We start from the raw sequence: 19,319 nt of genomic DNA on the forward strand, positions 1-19,319 counted from the left end.
CCCGTTATCCTCCTTTCAAATGAACGGCGTTATGTAATTCCTGCTGTTGACAACAATTATTATATAGACAAATCCGCTGCCAATCTTAGGGGGAAACTGCTTTTCTATAGGGGAATACGATGCATTTGAACAAGGGCTCGCCGCCATGCCGTCGCATGTCTGGCGAACCCTAGATCCGTACTTTCTGCATCGTGCAGCCTCGAATGTAGCCTGAAATTGTACTGCATTGTGTCGGCTGGGCACGTGACGTTATTTTAAATATTTCTCGTAAATTGTCCGCGTTTCGTCGAGCCCTACCTTCTCCAGATCGCTCAAGTAGCCGTTCCATGTTTCGTCGTTGCCGATATCGATCATCCCCATAATCGCTTTCGTAGCGAACTGGTAAGCCACATCCTCGAGGGCGCTGACCGTCGTGCCCACCGTCTCTTGTTCCTCCTCGGTAAGCGGAGCGTTCTTCGGCGTCACGTTATAGTTCGGGGCAAACTCCTTCATCGCTTCCTGCTTTTTCAAATACCCGGCATCGGATTTCATGAATTCCGCGCTTTGGCTTAGCCACCAATCGAAGCCGTGCTGCTCCGCCACCTTCTGACGATCGAGCCCTTCCTTGTATTTCATCGTCCCGCCTTCGTTCACGTAGGTGACGTTGTCCAGGCCCGCCTGATGGAACAGCTGTCCTTCCGGCGTGGCGCCCCATTCGACATATTCGATTAGGCGGTCCAGCTTCTCCGGCTCGTCGGCAAGCTTGCTGCTGAAGACCGGACCGAACAACGAGAAGTTAAGCGGCTTGAATTCCAGTGCAGGTTGCTCCGAGGCGCTTGGCAGCATGCGTGCGAATTCCCACAGGCCTTCCGGAATATCCGTTAAGGCGTAATCCGGGTCGACCGTATGGCTTGCGTATTGGAAGTCCAGCAGCACCTTGCCCGTGAGGCGCTTCGCTTTCCACTGATTTTTACCGCAAGGATGCGTTCGATAAGGCCGGCATCGCTTCGTTCCCGGCCACGATGGATGAGCTGTACGAGTCGGCGAAGAAGCTGAAAGAAGTCTATCCCGATTCCGTGCCGATCGGCGTTCGCGGCTGCAAGGAAACGGCGGCGTCAAAAACTTGATGAACGGCTTCCGCCAGACGTTCCGCAATACGCAAAACAGCAACACGCGCGGATGCTTTGTCAACGCCAGGTTCCATACCACCTTGCCGACTTCGTCCGGATCGTTCCAGAAATCCACGTCATCGGGTCGCTGCTCGCCACGGTCGGCAGCATATAGAGCTTGCCGTTGCTGCTGCCGTTCCCGTTATTTGCCTGGCTGCAGCCCGTCGCCGCGACCACCCCGCAATCGCGAGCAGCGCCACTTTCCGTTTCCGGCCGAACGGGACGTCGCCGATCCACAGCGGCTGAGCGTCCAGCTTGTCGAGCCGGTTCGCGGAAATGACGGCTTCGCTTTTCTCCAGGTAGACAAACAGATCGGAGAAGAGCTGGTTCGTCGACAGCATGTTCAATTCGTTCTTCTGCAGCTGGGAGAGCTTGTACACCGCCTGTGGCGGCCATGAAGCGTCGGCGATAATCATCACATTCAGCAGCTCCGAATCGAGCGACAGCTGGGACACGATATCGCGGATTTCCGTCAACAGCCGGTTCAGCGCATCCTCGCTCTGCTCCAGCATCGCCAGGTTCAGCTCCGCCGCGTCCTCGCCCACGACCTGAACCGTCTGGTAATAGGATAGGCGCCTACCAGCAGCGGAATCAACAGGATGAGCACGTAGGACAATAAAAATTTGCCGAACAGCTTTCGCTTGCCGTTAAATTCGAACACCTGTTTCCGTTCCATCGGTCATCGCTCCTTTGAAGCCATAATCGCCCGCAAACGCAAACGGCCGACGCCGCCTAAGGCAGCGTCAGCTCGTATGGGTTGACCCTCCGCTACTTCCACGTCAAGGGAACGTTTCCCGGTCTGTCCTGCAGCGCTTCCGCTAGATGAAGCAGCGCCAGCGGCAGCGGATCGTCGGTCAAAATCCGTTCCTCCGAAACAAACGCGCCGTTATCGGCAACTTTCGTAAGCAATTGCTCTCCCGTCTGCCGGGCATAGGATAAAAATCTGCGGTCGTCCGTCGCCTTATACAGCTCCAACAAGCCGTACAGCAGACGGTAATCGGCGTTGTCCTCCCTCTGCTCCCAAGTGCGGACTCCGCCCCCGCTTGGTTGGCCGATATCTCCCGCGCCCATCCCATCGGCGATGGATTTCGCCATCTCCCATAGAAACGGATCGCGCGAATGCCGGTAGCCTGCCGCGTACATCCAGAAAAAATCCGGACCAGCGGGGATTGCGCCAAACACCCTCCCTTTCGGCCCGAAGTAGCCGTCGCGATCCAGCGACAGCCCTTCGATCGGGTATCCGTCGGTCAGCATCGGGACAAAGCTGTTGTCGGATCGGCGGTATGCGATTTTACCCCAAGCCGCTATTTCCTCGCAAGCCCATCGGATGAAGCATTCCGCCACTTCCCCCGCTTGTTCGCCGATCGCCAGCATACAGCGCTGGACGACGGGCCGCGGCTTGAAGAGCGTTCCTTCATAGACGTCATGGCCTTCCGGAATAAGCGGCGCCAGCTGATACTGCGCCCGGTCGCCCTTTACCGCCGGGCCGTTGCACCAGGAGTTTGCGGATTGGCTGAATTGGTAGCCGCTGATCCCGATGCCGGGCTGTCTCGTTTCCACGTAACGGCGCGCCAGCCGTTTCGACCACGCCAGCGGCGCTTTCTCGCCCGACAGCTTCGCCAGCATCGCGGCAGCGTAATACAGATCGCTGCCGGCGTTTACGAACGTCAATCCGCGTCCCCAGAAGAATACGTCACCGCCCTTGTATTCATGCTCCCATAACCGTCCAGGCGGCGTTCCGTAAGGTCCGTGTCGGTTGAAATCCAGGCGCGACCAGTCCAGGATATGCGCATTCCACATCGCTTCGATATACCGTCTTGTTCCTTCCGGATCCGCCCGCCACATCAGCTCGTAATCCGGGTAATGAAATTTCAGCTCGTGCACCTTCGATTTGTCTCTGGCGTATTCGATCGATCTGTTCTCTACGTTGTAGGCGGTATGGCCTCCCCACAAGAGCAGGCCGCCGTCATCTGTCTGGCTATCCAGTAGAAAGCGGTTGACCGCGAGCGCGCGTTCTTCGTACGCCGGATCGCCCGTCAGCCGGGTAAGGCCGCATAGCAGCTTTTGCCAGCGCTGCTGGCTTGCGGGACTCGCGAGCAGCGCTTCGCGGTTCACATGATCCGGGTCGTATGCGACCGGCGATAGCGTGCGCGAATCTAACGCGTTGACAAACAAGGGGGTTTCTCCGGCTTTGTCCGATGCGTGCTTCAGCAGCAGGCCGGCGTGCTTTGCTACTATCCCGATCAGCCCGGCCGCCGCTTCCGAGTCGGTTTTCACTGGACCATCTCCACCTCCTTCATTTCGTACAGCCAATCGAGTAGCGTACGCTCTTCGTTTTGCGGGTCGAATTCCCGGTCAGACAGGTTCTGATGCAGCTCAATGACGCCAAGAATCAGAAACGCCCCTTTGCCGAAACAAAGCGTATGCCGGCCGGCCTCGTAAGGCAAAGCATGGACATGGACCGAAGGATAGACGAACAGCCGTATGCCTCTGCGGATCACCGGATCCAATCCGAATGTATACTGGTCGACGGCAGCGACTCCCCCAGGCTTCATCCATTGGTCGTCTCTGGAATTGAAGCATCCTACCAGAATCAGGGAAGGCTCCTTCAGCTCCACGTCGAGCCGAATTTCTTCGTGCGCCGCCCGCAGCTGGCTGTACCTTATTCCCGTCAAGCCGTACAATTCCTCCGCGCAGCTAATAATCGGAATGTCGCCGTCGGTGAAGACGCGGGCGCCTTTCTCGATCCGGTACAGCTCGGCATCCTCGCTCAGCAGCGTAAAGCTTGCCTGACGATATCGCCGATAGGAAACGGACGGCGCCTGATTCAGGGACGCCGGCATTTTGCCAGCCCGCAGCTCTCCGATACGCTGTCGGAAAACGGCAAGCTCCCGTTCGAACAGGGGGAGACAGTCCCTCCAATGGTTGATGAATTTCCCCTCGCGGAACGGGATTTTGCGATGCGCCGTCTGCATGCCGTTTGCGAATCCGTAATGCTTCTCCGTCGTTTCCGTCAGCTTGCGGTATGCGGCTACGCTTTTGTCCAACCATTCCGCCGCCTCCTCCAGCAGCGACACCCTTTCGGCGTATTTTCCGAAGGCGGTATGCTTATACATGAACACGAGCAGCGCGGCTCTTACCTTGTACGTATACGTATTCGTCATCGCTTTGATCGCGTCAATATCGGCAGCAAGACGTTCGAACTCGGCTTTATTTTTTTTCACGGTCATCCTAGCCTGCTTTGCCGCTTTCGAAGCTTCTTCGGAAGCACGCTCTACTTCCTCCACGATATCGAGCGGCGTCTCGCCCAGATGAGGCATGCCCGCCAGTTGCTTCAACACGAACTCCTCCAGCCTCTCTCCTTGCGGAGCATGCGATTCCCACAGCTCGGACCATGGGACGTGCCGTTCCGGATTCGTCAGCTGACTCATCGTCATGCCGAGGCTCATCGTCTGGCGGTTGCCTTGCGTTATGCCAAAACGACGCAGCAGCTTGGGCGCGCAAGTCCCGATCGTTTCATAGGCGTGCAACAAATGCTCGGCCGACTGCCTGCTTCCGTACTTTTCCTCCAGTCGGGCTATCCAGTGGCTTTTCTCCGCCTTCCCGTCCCGGTCCGAATTCCATGCGTAACGGAGCCACGCTTCAAACCAGATCCAGTCGCGGTCCACCTGCTTGATCGGGTGCTCCGACCTGTCCGGCGAATAAGGCCAGCTCCAGTAGGACAGCGGGAAAATTTGCAGCGCCGAGGCTTTTAAGCGGTACCTCGCCGCCTGAACGCAGCGTTGAATAAAGGATGGAGCTCCCCAGCGGAACGGTTCCAAATTGGCATTCATATGCACGGTGACGAGGTGTTTGCCATCGCGCTCTGCCAGCCGCCGATGCAGCCCTTGCGCTCCCCCCCTTGGCGTCCAGGTGGTGAGGGATTCCCCGTTGAATTTCATTTCGCTGTGAAGATTGGGATAAAGCCCGTCAGCCTCTTTCATCACCTTCTCGATGTCGATGGCGTGCGAGCGCACGACGACGGGCGGCGGCTCCGCGGCAGCCGACTGGCCGAAGCCTTCCATGATGCCGGGCAGAATCGTTTCGCACAGCCATTCCGCCCCGTACATTTGCCCCTTCAGCTTTTCGCCCAGACAGACCATCAGGCCGACCGAAGGGAAAGCGCGTACAAACGCGGTCAGCAAGCGGCGGAAATAATCGCTAGTCTCTGGCAAAGGCTTTAACTGCTTATAAGACAAACCGTGCTTGTCGGCAAAACCTTGCGGAATATGAATGCTGTAGAAGGCCAAAAAGCACTGTATCCCGCGCCTGTCCGCCTCTTCCGTCAGCCAATGCAGCAAGCTTGCATTCTCCTCCAGTTGATCCTTCGTCACCTCCCGCGCCTCCGGCTCGCCCGGCAGATCGATCAGCGAGGCGAACGGATTCGCGTTCCATAGGTAAAGGGAGTTGCCCCGGTGCTCGAGCAGCATGTCCAGGTAGTCGAGCCATATGACTCTGTCGTAAAACCAAGGAAAGCGGTCTGGCGTCAGAGGATATTCGAAGGGCTGCCGCCCGGGTTCCACGTGCTGCTTCTGCATGCCGATGGCGGGTCCGCGCCAGTCCAGGCATGGCGTGTCCCCGAACGACAGCTCGCGCGGCAGTCCTCCTTCCTCGCGGATTCGGACCGCCAGCTCCTGGCATCCGTACAGCGCGCCGCTATCGTTCCCGCCGGAGACCACGACTAGCCGGCCCGGACATGATGCCAGATAGAAGCCTTCGCCGGTAGGCTCATCCGTATGATAGAGCAGCACATCGCGCGCCTCGAGCTCCGCGAGCAGCTCGGAGCCCGTGCGGCGCCCTACGTAAATTTTGCGGTTGCCCGTATCGCGATAACGGTTCCATGCCCAACCACCCGCCTTTTCCTCCACCATGTAATCGCAAGCCTCGAGCGCTTCTCTCAGCAGCCGCACGCCATGCAGCATACGGGGAGAAGCGTCCAAATCGTAGCCAATCGCAATCATTTCCAGCATGCGGCTTCCTCTCCTTCATCAGGTCTGTTAATCGGTTATGGTAACCGCCTCGGTATTGACCAACGTATAAGGCTCGCCGTTCTCCGGAAGCACTTTCGTCTGCCGGAACGTAATGTTCCGGGCATTCGTACAGGTCGCGCCGTTGCGGGCGGTTAGCTGCACCCGGTCGAAGACGATATTTTCAATCGGCATTTCCGGAAGCCCTTTGATGTGCAGCGCCGTATGCGCTCCGATGCACGTTGTGTCGCTGATATGGAAATCGCGGAATACCGGCGTTTCCTCCGTAACGGCCACCGGATCGTCCGTATTGTTTTTGCCTGAGTAATAAGAGCTGAATATGATGGCTTCCTTGGCGATATCCTTCATGAGGACGCCTCGGATATAGATGCGTTCGACCGTTCCGCCGCGGCCTCTCGTGCTCTTGAAACGCAGACCTGCGTCCGTTCCGATAAACACGCAATCCGTTATGGCAATATTCCGGACATCGCCGGACATTTCGCTGCCGATGACGAAGCCGCCATGGCCGTGGAATACTTGGCAGTTCCGTATCGTGACATATTCGGTTGGGACTGCCAGCGCCCTGCCGTCGGCATCTTTGCCGGACTTGATGCAGATGGCGTCATCGCCCACGTCGAATACGGAATCGTATATGTTCGCATACCGGCAGGAGTCGAGATCTAGACCGTCGCCGTTCTGCGAATGCCACTGATTCCGGATCGAGACATTGCGGATGGTCACATGCTCGCACAGCCAAGGATGCACATTCCAAGCCGGCGAATTGCGGAAGGTAGGGCCATCAAACAGCACTTTGCGGCACCGGTCCAATTGCACCAGCGTCGGCCTTAAATGGTCGCGGGCCGGCTCGAACGCGGACGGATCCTGCACGTTCTGCGCAATTAAGCTCTTCACGAGCGCCGCGCTCTTAAGCGACTGCTCCGTTGGCCACCAGACTCCGCCTTCCTCATAACCGCCGGACTGGATCAATTGCTTCCACTGCCCCTCCGTCAGCTTCATTCGTTTCACCGGCCGCCAAGCCTCTCCCGAGCCGTCGAAAATACCCGTTCCCGTTATGGCGACATTTTCCAAATCCTCTCCATAAATGGCCGGCATGCATCTAACGGTGCGTAATCCTTCGTAGCTCGTACGGATCAACGGATAATCGTCGCGGTTCGCGCTGAAATGGACGAGGGCCCCCGCGTCGGCATGCAACCGAATGCCGCTTTGCAGCCGAATCGGGCCGGTCAGCCATAGACCTGCAGGAATAAGGACCGTGCCTCCGCCCTGCGAGGCGCATGCTTCTATCGCTGCCGCGAACGCCTCCGTATTGTCGCTTAGTCCGTCTCCGATCGCGCCGAAATCGGCAATGTTAAACGTCCCGTCCGGAAATACCGGCAATTCCACTTCAGGCATGTCGAACGGCAATGCTTCGTTGCCTGCTTGTTTGGTCATCGCCACTTGTTCGTGCCTCCTTCAATCGTATGGATGTTAACGTTGTTTATATAGTAAGAAACGGCCTTCGCCGGTTCGTCCGCTTCCGGCAAATCCGCGGTCACAAGCGGCGTTTCCGCATGCGGCTCCCGGCGCATCGGTCCAGTGCGAAGCACGAGCTTTTCGAGCGTGTAAGCCGGCATGGAGAACTGGAAAGCCTTTGGAGCCGGCTCGCCGTCTACTTCGAATTCAAACCGCTGTCTATCCGTATCGAAGCGGACGGTCAGCTCGTACCACCGATCCGGCTCGTAGCGCTGCAGCTCCTTCCAGGTGCCGGCTTGCAGTACTTGCAGCGTTCCGTCCGAATGAAAACGAATCCGTATAGGCGCCGCGCTCTTGGCATCGCATAGCTCGATATACAGCTGGCCGTCATTCGCCTGCTTCGCCAATATCCGGATTCGAAGCTCGCCTGCGGCGCATTCCTCGAACACGCGCTCCGCCTTCGCGTAATCGTAGGGATCCGCGTCGTTCAGCTCCAGGCTCCTGTCGCGCTCGGATGGAAACGCCGCGACGGAGACGCTCGCCCATTGCGGGCTGTACACGTTCCAGTCCTGCACCCGATCTTCTGGCGACAGGTTGTCGAACGTATCGTTGACCGGCCCGCTGACCCGGTACTCAATCGGCACCGGAATTTCGCTGACCCAGATATCCTCCTTGTTCGCGCTGTAGGTCACCCACATGCTGCCGCCCGGCGGAGAACCGTCTGCCGCTTCGATGCCGCGGACATAGCTGTTGCCGTAATTTTTATGAAACCCGAAATAGCGCCTCGGCGGAACTTCCCCGTTTACGACGAGCAAATCGTCAAACGTTAACCCGTCATCGCCCGTCACGACCGCAAGCGGCCATCTGTGGTTGCCGATCGGCGAAGGATTGTATAGAAGCGCATATTTGGAATCCGAGGTGCGTTCTCCCCACACTTTTCCGCCTGCCATAATAAGGGATGGAGAGCGCGTCTGCTTGGACCATGTACGCCCTTCGTCCTCCGTTACCGCATGAACCGAATGCTTCCATAGCCCAGCGATCCGTCCGTCAGGCAGCCGGTAAGAGTTGAAGGCCGTTCCCCCTTCCACCGCGTAGAAGCCGTCCCGGCTGCGATCCTCTTCCCACCATTGAAGCGTGGTCACGCGGTCCGCCAGCAGCTCCTCGCAGGCTTCGCGAAAGCCTTCGTCTCCGGACTCCGTATACAAGGGATACTTTATGTTCTCCTCGGACCAGCCGGAATGACGGTTCAGCCGGACGAAATGGATCTGCCCGGAGCTGCCGTCCTCTCCGATCTCTCGCACGACGCGGCCAATGCCTTTTCCGTTGTTCGGACTGACGCTTGGCAGCGGGCAAAATCCGTAAAACGCCGACGCCAACAATCTGCCGTTCGAAGCGGCGAAAAAGCCCATCCGTTGATGCATGACGCTATACGTCCCCTCCGGAAGAATCTCGCCGTCCGGATAATGATGCTCTTGATCCAGCTGGTATGGAGGAAACAAGACGACGGGCGTCGACCAATGCCAGCCGTCCTTCGATGTCGTCAGCAGCGTCTGGCCTGGCGGCACATGCTCGTGAACGGGGCAGCTAAGATACTCCAAATAAAAGCAGCCTTTCCAGTAGGCCAGCATCGGAGCATGGTTGTAGGTCCAACCGCTGCCCTCCGACAACTCCGGATGCGAACGGTTTGCCCGCAACACCTGCCTGCTCCGGACGCCAATCGCGGGACGCAGCTGTCCATGATGATAGTCCAGGTTGGCGGTCACGCCGCCGATATATCGAATTTGGTTCTCCGGTTGATCCATTAGGCCCTCCATTAGTTAGGTTAACTACACTTTACACGGTTTTGGAACTATATTTATAGGCTAATCGCACCGTGTTTATAGGGGAAAAAGAATTTAGAAAAACGGCGGTGCAGGTGTCGGAAGAAGATCGTGTAATTAGCATGCCAAGTGGCTGCAGTATGTTAAGAAGATCGTCATTTCCGGCACGATAGACAAGGTGGAATGGCACAATACGATGGGAAGTCTGAAAAAGCCGGGCCCGTAATGATAAGTCCCGGCTTACCTGTTCATGCTGTTATGATTGATTGTCCATCCGTTCGATTTCCGTGCTGGCGAGAATAAACGGAGCAACGCCCATCATCGAATCCTGTACAACCGGTTCGCTGAGGTAATATTCATAGGAACCATCTCTGTACGGATCGCCTCCAAGTCCTGCGCCTGCGCAAATTTTCGTCAAGTGAACGCCGCCTTCGTCATCGAGCTCGATCAGGCGGTCCAACATTCCCTCATATCCCCGTTTAGCTGCCGAGGCAAAGCCTTTTGTCAAGTAATGAAGTCGCACTCCTTTGGCGAGCGCATATATAAACATCCCCGAACTGGATGCTTCAAGATAATTGCCTTTCCGTCCGCCTTGGTCAAGTACTTGATACCACAGACCGCTTTCCTTATCCTGCACCTTCACGAGCGCGCCAGCCATTCGTTCGAAAATGCCGCAGAGCTGTCCGCGCATCGCATGATCGCGAGGGAAATATTCCAGCGTATCGGCAAGCGCCATTGCGTACCAGCCCATTGCCCTGCTCCAGAAGTGAGGAGACTTGCCGGTCGACGGGTTAGCCCACGCTTGCTCGCAGGTTTCGTCCCAGCCGTGATATAACAGGCCGGAATTCCGGTCGCGGGTATGCCTCTCTACGGTAAGCAGCTGATGTGCCGTCACATCGAACCACTCCGGCCGATCGAAGACAAGCGCATATTCCGCCATAAACGGCGATGCCATATACAGACCGTCCAGCCACATCTGGAACGGATATCTTTTCTTATGCCAGAAACCCCCGTCGCTCGTCCGAGGTTGCCCCTTTAATTGATCGGCCAGCAGGTTGATCGCTTTCTCGAAGCACGGATCGCCGGTTTGCCGAAGCATCAGATACAGCAGCTTGCCTTGGTTAATATTATCGAGGTTATAATCCTCCAGAACGTATTGTTCAATCGTGCCGTCCGCATGAATGTGCCGGCTCATATTCAGCTTAATAAAGTCGAAGTATTTCGAATCAACGGTCAGCTCCCATACTCGTTCGAATGCTTTCAATGTCATGCCGGTGACATAAGCCCACTTTTTCTCAAGGCGAGGGTGATATCCTTCCGGAGAAGCGTTTTGCAAAATGTAGTCAGCCGTTCTTACAGACCAAGCATGGGGTCGGTTCATTTTGTCCTCCTTCAGTTCAAGTTAGGTGACCTAATCAATCGAGAGGAAACGCGCCCAGCATCCTGAGATAGAACGGATGTAAACGTATAGCTCCCGGACTCAAGCTCATAGATCGCTCTGCCATTCGTATAGTCGACAAACCTAACTCCTTCTGCCATTTGAATCGTCCGTCCGCCCTCCAAGACAGGCTGTTCGCGATCCGCCGGCAGATAAAGCTTGGCCGTCGTATTGGCTGGAATCGTTACGGAGTATGTGAATTGTTCCCCGTTTAGCTCCCACTCGCTTCGAATCACCCCGCGAACAGAGTCATATGACCCTTTGACCCAAGTGATCTGTTTGTCTATGTCGATATGAGGCTGCAGGATAATGTTCTTGAAGCCGGGTTGCGTTGAATCCGCGGCAATGCCGACCATATATTTATACATCCATTCCGCAATCGCGCCATAAGAGTAATGATTATATGAATTCATGCGTATATCGCCAAAACCGTCTTCAGCCGAATAGGAATTCCAACGTTCCCAAACCGTAGTGGCCCCATTTTTTACCGAATATAACCATGATGGCATGGCATCTTGCAGCAACAATTTATAGGCAAGCTCCGTCAGTCCCACATCGGATAAAACAGGTGCGATCACGTTTACGCCAAGGAATCCGACAGACAAGGTGTTCTCGGCATAATGGACCCGCGAGCTGTTTGGATGCGCTGCTTTGTATGCCTCATTATTTTGGATGTTGTCGGCCAGCAAGTCGATCATTTGCTGCTTTTGGACTTCGTTTTCATAGAAGCCTAACTTCAAACACCATAGCAGCGCAGCTTGGCTATTGTCTTCCAAAATAATGTTCTCGACGCCTACTTGATCCGGGTCGACATCATACTCCAATGACGCATAACCGCCTGAAGACAGGACCATTAACGCTCCATCTTTATCGATACGAAGATAGTTTTGAATAAAGACTGTTTTAATATGTTCGAACAGTGTTTCGTATTTCTCCACGTCATCCTTGTTCCCGATTCCTTCAGCCATGCTCGCCATCAGCTTGGCATCATATGCGTAATAAGCATCGCTCATGAGCTGCCGGTCTGTTCCTTGGAAGTTCAACCAGTCCCCGATGCTTCCCGTCCCTCTATACGTTTCGCCTGTCTGTTCATAGATCCAATCCATATGACGGTTCATTGCCTCATAATTTTTGCTAATGATGGTTATATCCCCGGTCATCTGCCATACTGTCCACGGCACGACAATGCCCGCGTCAGCCCAACCGCCGTTGCCGGCAAAACCTCTGAAATTCGCATACCTTCCGCTCGGAGCCGTCGATGTAAACGCGCCGTTTCCATACGTATCTTGATTTTCCACGAGCATATCCATCCAATTCTCGAGAAAGAGGGCGGCATCCATATTATATAGAGCGGTATTGGCAAATAACTGCGTATCGCCCGACCAGCCTACGCGTTCGTTTCTTTGCGGACAATCGCTTGGAATCCACAAATAATTACCGCGTTGCCCCCACATAATGTTGCTATAAAGTTGATTGATATCCGGATGCGATGTTTTAATACTCCCCGTTTCCGGAAGGGCCGACATCGCTACCTTCCCCGTCAAACTTTTAATCAGCACGGATTCGCCCTCGACAATAGCGACTTCAACATATCTGAACCCATGATAGGTTAAGGTTGGTTGGTAGGTTTCTTCCATCGCGGATCCTTTTAACGTGTAGTAATCCGATGCTTTCGCATTCCGCAAATTCGCGGTATATATCGAGCCAGCCGGACCGTCTGCGCCATTGCTGTAATCATTCAGTATTTCCGCATAACGAATGCTGATTTGAGTCCCTTTCCGACCCTGGACCGTAATCCTCGGAATGCCGACCATGTTTTGTCCCAAATCATAGATCGCAACATCGCCTGAAGCAATCGTTACGGCACTTCGCCAGGCAACCTCTAAGTCCGTAACGCTTCTTGCATGGTCGACTTTGATTTCTCCTCGGCTGGTTGCGCTAGCTTTATTGACAACGTCGGTATATACGGTAATTCCTTGAGGGACACGGTCTAAACCATCGATAATCTGCACGGTATGACCATGATACGATGTCACGTTTACATTCGGGAAGGTGCTTCGATAATCATGCTGCTTGACCTCGCGCCACTGTGAATCGTCAAAACCGGCTTCCGTCCAGCCTTCCTGTTCCATCGTGGCATCATACGATTCGCCGTCATAAATATCGTCGGCTCTCACTGGACCCGTATCGGTCGCCTTCCAGCCGGAATCGATATCCGTCACAATCGCTTGAGTCGTTTGATCTTCATAAGTGATGAATAGCTTGCATAATAACCCCAGATCATTCCGTTCATCGTTATAATACACCGTTTGTTTCTCAGGGGACGGCGCCTTGGAAATTCGGCCATTCCACCACCCATTTCCTAGCGTGAATGCTAGCGTTGCCACATCATCTCTTATAAAAGGGGTAACATCATACGTCATGTAGTTAATGGTCTGATCGAAGTTCGTCCAGCCCGGAGGCATGAGCTCGTAGACGCAACTGCCATCCTCTTTGACAATCCCTAGCTTATGCCCATTGATATAGGCATCGTATACGCCCAATGCCGAAATATACAGTCTGGCTTGCTTGATCGCCCCGTTCAACTTCGTTTCTTTTCTAAACATCGGCGCCCCGGAGCTTTTAGGCTTCTTGCCATCCATCGCGATCCACTTGGCCCCATCCCATCCCGTTATTCCGTCTGTTGACCGTAATCCGGTTTCAAAATACGCCTCCTCTTTTGCTTTAACCATGTGACCATTCTTATCCCAAACGATGATCGTCCAGTAATAGCGAGTCGTTGGCTGCAAGGTTTTGCCCATATAGGCGATCGCTACCGATTCATTGGACTCGACTTTACCGCTATTCCACAAATCGGCAGTGTCTTCCGCCAATTTCTCCGGCATGGTTGCTGCTAGAATCTGATAAGCAGTCTGCTTCTGTCCCCGTTCGGCGGAATTCATCATCCAACTAAAACGCGGCGCCTCTACATCAATGCCGATTGGATTGCTCCTATGTTCCACTCTTAGATTTGTAATCAATACATGGTTGCTCAAATCCAGTTCCTCCCGCTAGGTTATCTTGCGCGCTTCGTTATGAAGATTGAGTGACCAAATGGACTCCCGACTCGAGCGTGACGCATTCGCCCGAGCGGAGCTTAAGGCTAATGATCGCCTCTTCCGTCTCGACAACAGCCCCGTCCTTCCTGATCAACGACCTACCTCCGAATGGATTGACGAGACGGATCGTTTCATTGCGTTCGCTGTACACGGTAACATGCTTTACCTTTCCGCCTTCTTTGCTTCCCGACAGCAGAAACGCTCCCTCCACCCGGATGCCCGCGAACGAGGCGTCTTTGAATCGCCGGGACAGCCCCGTGAACACCCGGACGGTTCCTCTGACGCATTGCACGTACATTTCCAATACCGCCGCCGCCGCGGCGATCGATGCTTCTGCCTGCATGGTATCGCCCCCGGTAAACTGGCAGAAGCCTTCATAGTTGGCGTTATGCCTGGTCGCGTAGCTCGGCATCATGAACACCTCCCTCAGCAGGTGTAGAGAAAGCAGCGCCATATCCGCACGGCCCATCCGGTTGTGCAAGATCGAAGCCCAAGGCATCGACCAGCCGGCCCATCGCCCCATGCCTTTGTCGATCCATGACTTATAAGCGTTCGAGACAGCCTCTTTCTGCGCAGGATCGTCCATTTGGATGGTGTCGAAGGGAAAGATGCCGGCCAAATGAGAATGATGGCGATGCGATTCGGAGAGCGGCTGTCCTTCCCACAGATACAGCTCGAGCCCGGGCTTCGTGCCGAACTCTTGGAATTGCCGCGGTCCGGCCGTGTAGGGAGGCAGCTTCTCGCGGATGTCGGCTGCCATGGCCGCGGCATCCGGATCGATTCCGTACTTTTCGTCGAGCTCCAACAGCTTTTCGCATAAGAAATGGACATTGACAAGAAAGAAGGTCGAATTCCGGCCGAGTCCGGCTTGCGACGAGCCGCCGAATTCCGGCGAAACGGTTACCGGAAGCGAATAGCGATCCCCTTCGGTCTCCATCATTTCCCTGAATACGCGAAGAGCCTTGCTCATGAATGGAATCACTTCATCCAGCAAGTATGCCTCGTCTCCGGCATACCGGGCATACTGCCACATCATCTGGGCGACCCACGAGGTGTTCGCCTGATCGATCGTCCCTGTCCACATGCCGCCGACCGGACGGCCGCGGTCGTCTACCGAATGGCCAAGCATATATCCGTCATCGATGCCGACAAAACGTTTGGCGTTCAGCGCCAGCGTCGGCTTCCAACCATCGATCATGGAGAACAGCGGCTTCAGGCTGTCCAGCAAATTGGAACCGTATGCCGGCCATAAGCATTGTTGAACATTAATATTGAAGTGATAATCGCAGCTCCATGGCGGATTCCGGTATTCCTCCGCCCAAGGGCCTTGCAGCGTCGGCGCGATCCTGCCCGGCATGGAATTGCCTAACATCCGGTAGATGCCCAAGTAATACATGCGTTCAATCTCGGCGTCGGGCAAGGAGATATCCGCCGCCTGCCGCCATAATGCCAGCCAACGCTCTCTTGTTTCACTTGTTGCGGCGGCATACCCTCCGTTAGAGGGAGAAACCGAATTCAGCAGCGCGTTTGCCGATTGTATTGCCTGCTCCGGATCAGCGCCGTATTCCGCGGCGATCGCGAGCGTTCCCCCGCGCTGCCTCATCCTTACGGCGCATGCCGGATCCTCCGGCAGCTCCTGCACCCAGCCGTCTTCTATTGCTTCAGGGGCCGGAATCCCGAAGTCGTCGAAGTACGCCTTCGTTTTCTCGAAGGAATATGACGGTACGGGCGTTATGCTCTCGAACAGCTCTTCGCCGCCCGAGAGCAGCAGCATCGGCTTATCGATCAGAACGGCAAGATCGATAACATGCTCGCGTTCGCCAAGACGGCACACCACCCGGACCTCGCCTTCGTTCATATGCAGGTTAGCCGAAACCAATCGCACATCCGGCTTCAGCCTCGCTTCGATCCGTCCCATCGCCAGCCGCGTCGGCCGTTTCTCCTTGCCGTTCATCAGCGTAATCGGGAAGAGCTCCCGCGCGCCTTGGAAATCGCCGCTCTCCAGCAGCGATTTCAGTTGGCCGTACGTACAATCGTCCCGCCAGATCGTTCCGCCGCGATGATCCCAATAATCGGCCCGATTGATCGTTAGCATAACGGTCTGGTCCTGGAACCAGATCAACGCGCCGAACACGCCGTTCGACAACGGAATCCCGTCATGACAATAACCGGTGTCCAGCGTCCACGGCACATCATAGGACGGACTTATCTCAATGGCTTTCATAATCCTCCGCCTCCTTCTCGAATCGTTAACTCTCCTCTTCCTTGCCTGCAGCCGACAACCAACTCTTGCAAGAGCTGGTCAAGCGGCGGGTTGCAGCCCAGCCGTCCTTCGAGGCGAAGTCCCACAAAGATCAACTCGCCGCGCCCGTGCCGGACCGAGCCGACGACAGGCACTCTGCGTTTGCGCGCTCCGCCCGATGGGGTCCCGCCCTTCGGCTTCGCGTACGCATAAAGCAGCGGCGACATAGACTCCGCGTACCAACCGCATCCGGTCAGAGCGTCTATTCGGTCCAAGGTTTGGTTATAGAAGAATTGGAAATCGGAAGCCTCGAATCGCTCGAGCCGCTTATCGGCTTCGTCGAAGGCCAGCGTATACAGGCTGCCCGTTTTCTCCTGCCGCACGGCGATATCTCCGATTCGCCATTCGGCTTCGCCTCCCTCGTCCGGGACGATGATCGCCTTTGCCCCCGCTTCGATCCTTCCCGCGATCTCGGTTTCGTGGAGACGGAATGCCTCCGCGGAAGATAAGAAGATCACGTCGAAAGGGAGGCTGGCTTCATAAGTCCGGCAAGGCAAGCCCATCGCGGCGAGCAGCGCTTCCGCTGCGGTTCCGATCGCTGCCGCATTTACCGCGGCTGTAGGTTCGCCATCGACGAACGTAACGTCGTTCGGGAATACCTCGATGTCGAACCGCTCGCTGTTGAGCAGTTCTCCGGCACGATTATAGGCGGATATGTCCGCTTGAAGCGTGCGGCGTCTATCGACCGCCGGCATGACAAACGGCACGGAGCCGACATAAGCGGAATCGGCGCCGCCGATGTCGGCTTCCAGCTCGAAGGAAGCGTAATCCTCGGTCTCGCTCCGAAGCATCGCGACTAGCTTCATGCCTTGATAATCATCGGGCGTATCATTAAGCAGCCAGGCTTCCAGCTCGAGAAGTTCGCCTGCATATGCGCGCCATCGGTCGCTCCGCCAATGTACCCGCAGCGGCTCCAGAGCGTCTTTGTAAGCAAAATAGGCCGGCTTCGGCACCCGGTCGGCTCCGACAAGCGATTTCATCCACCCCGACGGCCAAGCGTCGATGAGCAGATGGATGGCTGACTGCACGATCAGATCGGCGCGCCGGCGGATCGCGTCGGTCATCAGCCTTGTGACGAATGCCTGGTATCGCTGGCTCCGCTCGATCCAGTCTCCGATGCGGTCGGCTTCCGGATACCAATCGCCATGATGCGAATACGTCTGGCTGTCGACGATCGCGTCCGGCATCCAAGGGTCGTCCGGGTTCTCCGGCAGCCATTCAAGCGGATAGCGCTTGTGCATGAGGGCAAGATGATCAAGCGCCTCCGAGCCGTATTCCCCGCATCCGGTCTTCCAATCCTTCTTGAGCGGCGGAAGCCCGCCCTTGTAGAGCTCTCCGAACGAGATCATATGATTCGTATACCACATCGTATAGCAGTGATAATCGGAGAGCCCCGTTTCCGTCGGCGGATCATAATCGCCTTCCGCGTTTTTTACGACGCGGTCCGGATTCTCGATATAAATGGCATGCCTTGCCGATGCGAAGAACGCTTCCATTTCGTCCCGGTACAGATGCCGATGTCCTTTGCCCCGCTTGGCGGGACGGGATGGCTCGTTGATCAGCGATACCATAATGACGCTCGGATGGCTGCGTACGAGCCGCTCCATCTCTGCAGATTGCCTCACTGCCTCGCAGAACTTGTTTCGACGGATAAAACCGAACGCCGGCAAATCGCATTGGTTCATCATGCCGAGACGGTCCATGTAATCGTAAATTTCTTCTTGCACCGGTCGTTGCGTGATCCGATAAAAGTTCAGATTGGCCAGCTTCGCAATCAAAATATCGTCAATGAGCTGCCCTTCGTCGCCTTGCATGACGCATTGCTGGAGATGCCCCATCTCGTTCGCGCCCCGCAGCAGAATCGGCCGTCCGTTCAAATACAGCGTCCCTTTCGGCGTCGCCGCTTCGTCCATCCTGAAGGATCTCATGCCGAAGCAACGGTCTTTGGCATCCTGCAGCTCCCCTTCGCGGTCCAGACTCGCCCTAAGCCGGTATACCCGCGGCGCGTCCGGTTCCCAGCTGCGGAATGCCGGGAAGGCGATTTTATAACGGTAATTGTTCATGCCCGGACCCGCATAAGCAATCGGGAAGCGAATGCCGGAGAGCCCTTCTCCCTCGAAATTGTCCGCAAAAACGTCGACCGTCAGCTCGGCTCCTTCGATGAGACCCGCCGTCATGTTCATGACGTCGATCCACGCCTCAAACGATCCGTCCTCGGGATTGGGTCTAATAAAGATGTCGTCTACGAACAGCTCCGCCCGTTCCTCCAGAATCACATGGTTATAAATGCCCGCGCCGGGCGGGCAATGATGCCAGCCGTACACCGGCTCGTCCCAGCCCGGACCCGTGGCGGCGTACATCTTGTCTCCATCGAGCCGCGTGCCGCCGACGCCCATCATCGGATAATCGTTTTTCACTTCGACAACGAGCACGTTGGTCTCCTCAAGCAAAGAAGTGATGTCGAACTCGAAGGGAGCAAACAATCCTTCATGCCGACCAACGCATTTGCCGTTCACGTAAACGGCCGCTTCATAATCGACAGCCTTGAAGACAAGAAACGTTCTCCTTCCTGCTTGCGGCTTCGGATAGCCGAATGTCGTCCGATAATAGCCGGTCCAGCGTCCCTTCTCCTTCGTCGGCCCGCGGAAGTCGGGGATCGAGACCTGTTCCCACTCGCCTTCGCCCCGCAGCACGCGAGCGAATTCCCCGCTTCCTCCCTCCTCGTAACGGAAATTGAAGCTGGTCAGCTTCCCGTTGGGACGGGTATAGGCTGGTGGCGGCGATAGCTGCCTTAGATAGGGGCGATATCGCTCGCGAAGCTCGGCCAATTCCTGCCCGAATCGGCTCAGCCGTTCCTCGAAGCTCGGCTCGATCATTCGCTCGGCAGTAGTCTCCCCCCTCCCGAACAACCTCTTCGTCCATTCGCGCGGCCGGATTTCGGTCATGCCTTCCTTTACAAGCGGATGCTCGCGAAGCGCGATTTCCGCGAAAGGATCCACCGTCTGTGAACGATTCACCTGCGTTGATTTCAATG

General features: G+C 55.9%; 12 protein-coding genes. 1 reads left to right on the plus strand and 11 read right to left on the minus strand.

From position 1 onward, the window contains the following. Positions 1 to 249: 249 nt before the first annotated feature. Entirely contained in the window at positions 250 to 915 is a 666-nt protein-coding gene (locus MHI43_RS15570; protein ID WP_327196877.1) for a hypothetical protein, read from the minus strand. An 86-nt stretch (positions 916 to 1,001) separates the two neighbouring features. On the opposite strand from MHI43_RS15570, the gene MHI43_RS15575 reads away from it, so the two are divergent. Then, complete coding sequence (locus tag MHI43_RS15575; RefSeq protein ID WP_327196876.1) at positions 1,002 to 1,106, plus strand: hypothetical protein; 105 nt, start codon at positions 1,002 to 1,004, stop codon at positions 1,104 to 1,106. A 119-nt stretch (positions 1,107 to 1,225) separates the two neighbouring features. On the opposite strand, the gene MHI43_RS15580 is transcribed toward MHI43_RS15575, so the two are convergent. From MHI43_RS15580 to MHI43_RS15625, 10 genes are all read right to left on the minus strand, one after another. Beyond that, positions 1,226 to 1,693 (minus strand): hypothetical protein, encoded by a 468-nt coding sequence (locus MHI43_RS15580; protein WP_036662973.1) that lies wholly within the window; start codon positions 1,691 to 1,693, stop codon positions 1,226 to 1,228. Then, positions 1,669 to 1,824 carry a hypothetical protein gene (locus tag MHI43_RS15585; RefSeq protein ID WP_155989882.1) on the minus strand — a complete coding sequence of 52 codons (156 nt, stop codon included), beginning with the start codon at positions 1,822 to 1,824 and terminating at the stop codon, positions 1,669 to 1,671. Before MHI43_RS15585 ends, MHI43_RS15580 begins: the two co-directional genes overlap by 25 nt. A 92-nt stretch (positions 1,825 to 1,916) precedes the next feature. After that, entirely contained in the window at positions 1,917 to 3,425 is a 1,509-nt protein-coding gene (locus MHI43_RS15590) for a hypothetical protein (RefSeq protein WP_051425353.1), read from the minus strand. After that, positions 3,422 to 6,157: a hypothetical protein gene (locus MHI43_RS15595; protein ID WP_051425352.1), complete on the minus strand. Its 2,736-nt coding sequence runs from the start codon at positions 6,155 to 6,157 to the stop codon at positions 3,422 to 3,424. The genes MHI43_RS15590 and MHI43_RS15595 overlap by 4 nt, the downstream gene beginning before the upstream one ends. A gap of 27 nt (positions 6,158 to 6,184) precedes the next feature. Then, the gene (locus MHI43_RS15600; protein WP_036663590.1) at positions 6,185 to 7,606 is read right to left on the minus strand and encodes a glycoside hydrolase family 28 protein; all 1,422 of its coding nucleotides are present in this window, start codon (positions 7,604 to 7,606) and stop codon (positions 6,185 to 6,187) included. Then, a complete protein-coding gene (locus MHI43_RS15605; RefSeq protein ID WP_051425350.1) occupies positions 7,603 to 9,429 on the minus strand; it encodes a sialidase family protein in 1,827 nt (608 codons plus the stop codon). The genes MHI43_RS15600 and MHI43_RS15605 overlap by 4 nt, the downstream gene beginning before the upstream one ends. Before the next feature lie 274 nt (positions 9,430 to 9,703). Next, a complete protein-coding gene (locus MHI43_RS15610; RefSeq protein WP_015735292.1) occupies positions 9,704 to 10,828 on the minus strand; it encodes a glycoside hydrolase family 88 protein in 1,125 nt (374 codons plus the stop codon). An 11-nt stretch (positions 10,829 to 10,839) separates the two neighbouring features. After that, entirely contained in the window at positions 10,840 to 13,920 is a 3,081-nt protein-coding gene (locus tag MHI43_RS15615) for a family 78 glycoside hydrolase catalytic domain (protein WP_015735293.1), read from the minus strand. A gap of 37 nt (positions 13,921 to 13,957) precedes the next feature. Then, entirely contained in the window at positions 13,958 to 16,207 is a 2,250-nt protein-coding gene (locus tag MHI43_RS15620) for a hypothetical protein (protein WP_015735294.1), read from the minus strand. After that, positions 16,204 to 19,317, minus strand: coding sequence for a glycoside hydrolase family 2 TIM barrel-domain containing protein (locus MHI43_RS15625; RefSeq protein ID WP_015735295.1), 3,114 nt, complete (start codon positions 19,315 to 19,317; stop codon positions 16,204 to 16,206). Before MHI43_RS15625 ends, MHI43_RS15620 begins: the two co-directional genes overlap by 4 nt. Positions 19,318 to 19,319: the final 2 nt, after the last annotated feature.

The organism is Paenibacillus sp. FSL H8-0457 (genome assembly GCF_038051935.1).
Taxonomy (GTDB): Bacteria; Bacillota; Bacilli; order Paenibacillales; family Paenibacillaceae; genus Paenibacillus_AQ; species Paenibacillus_AQ lautus_A.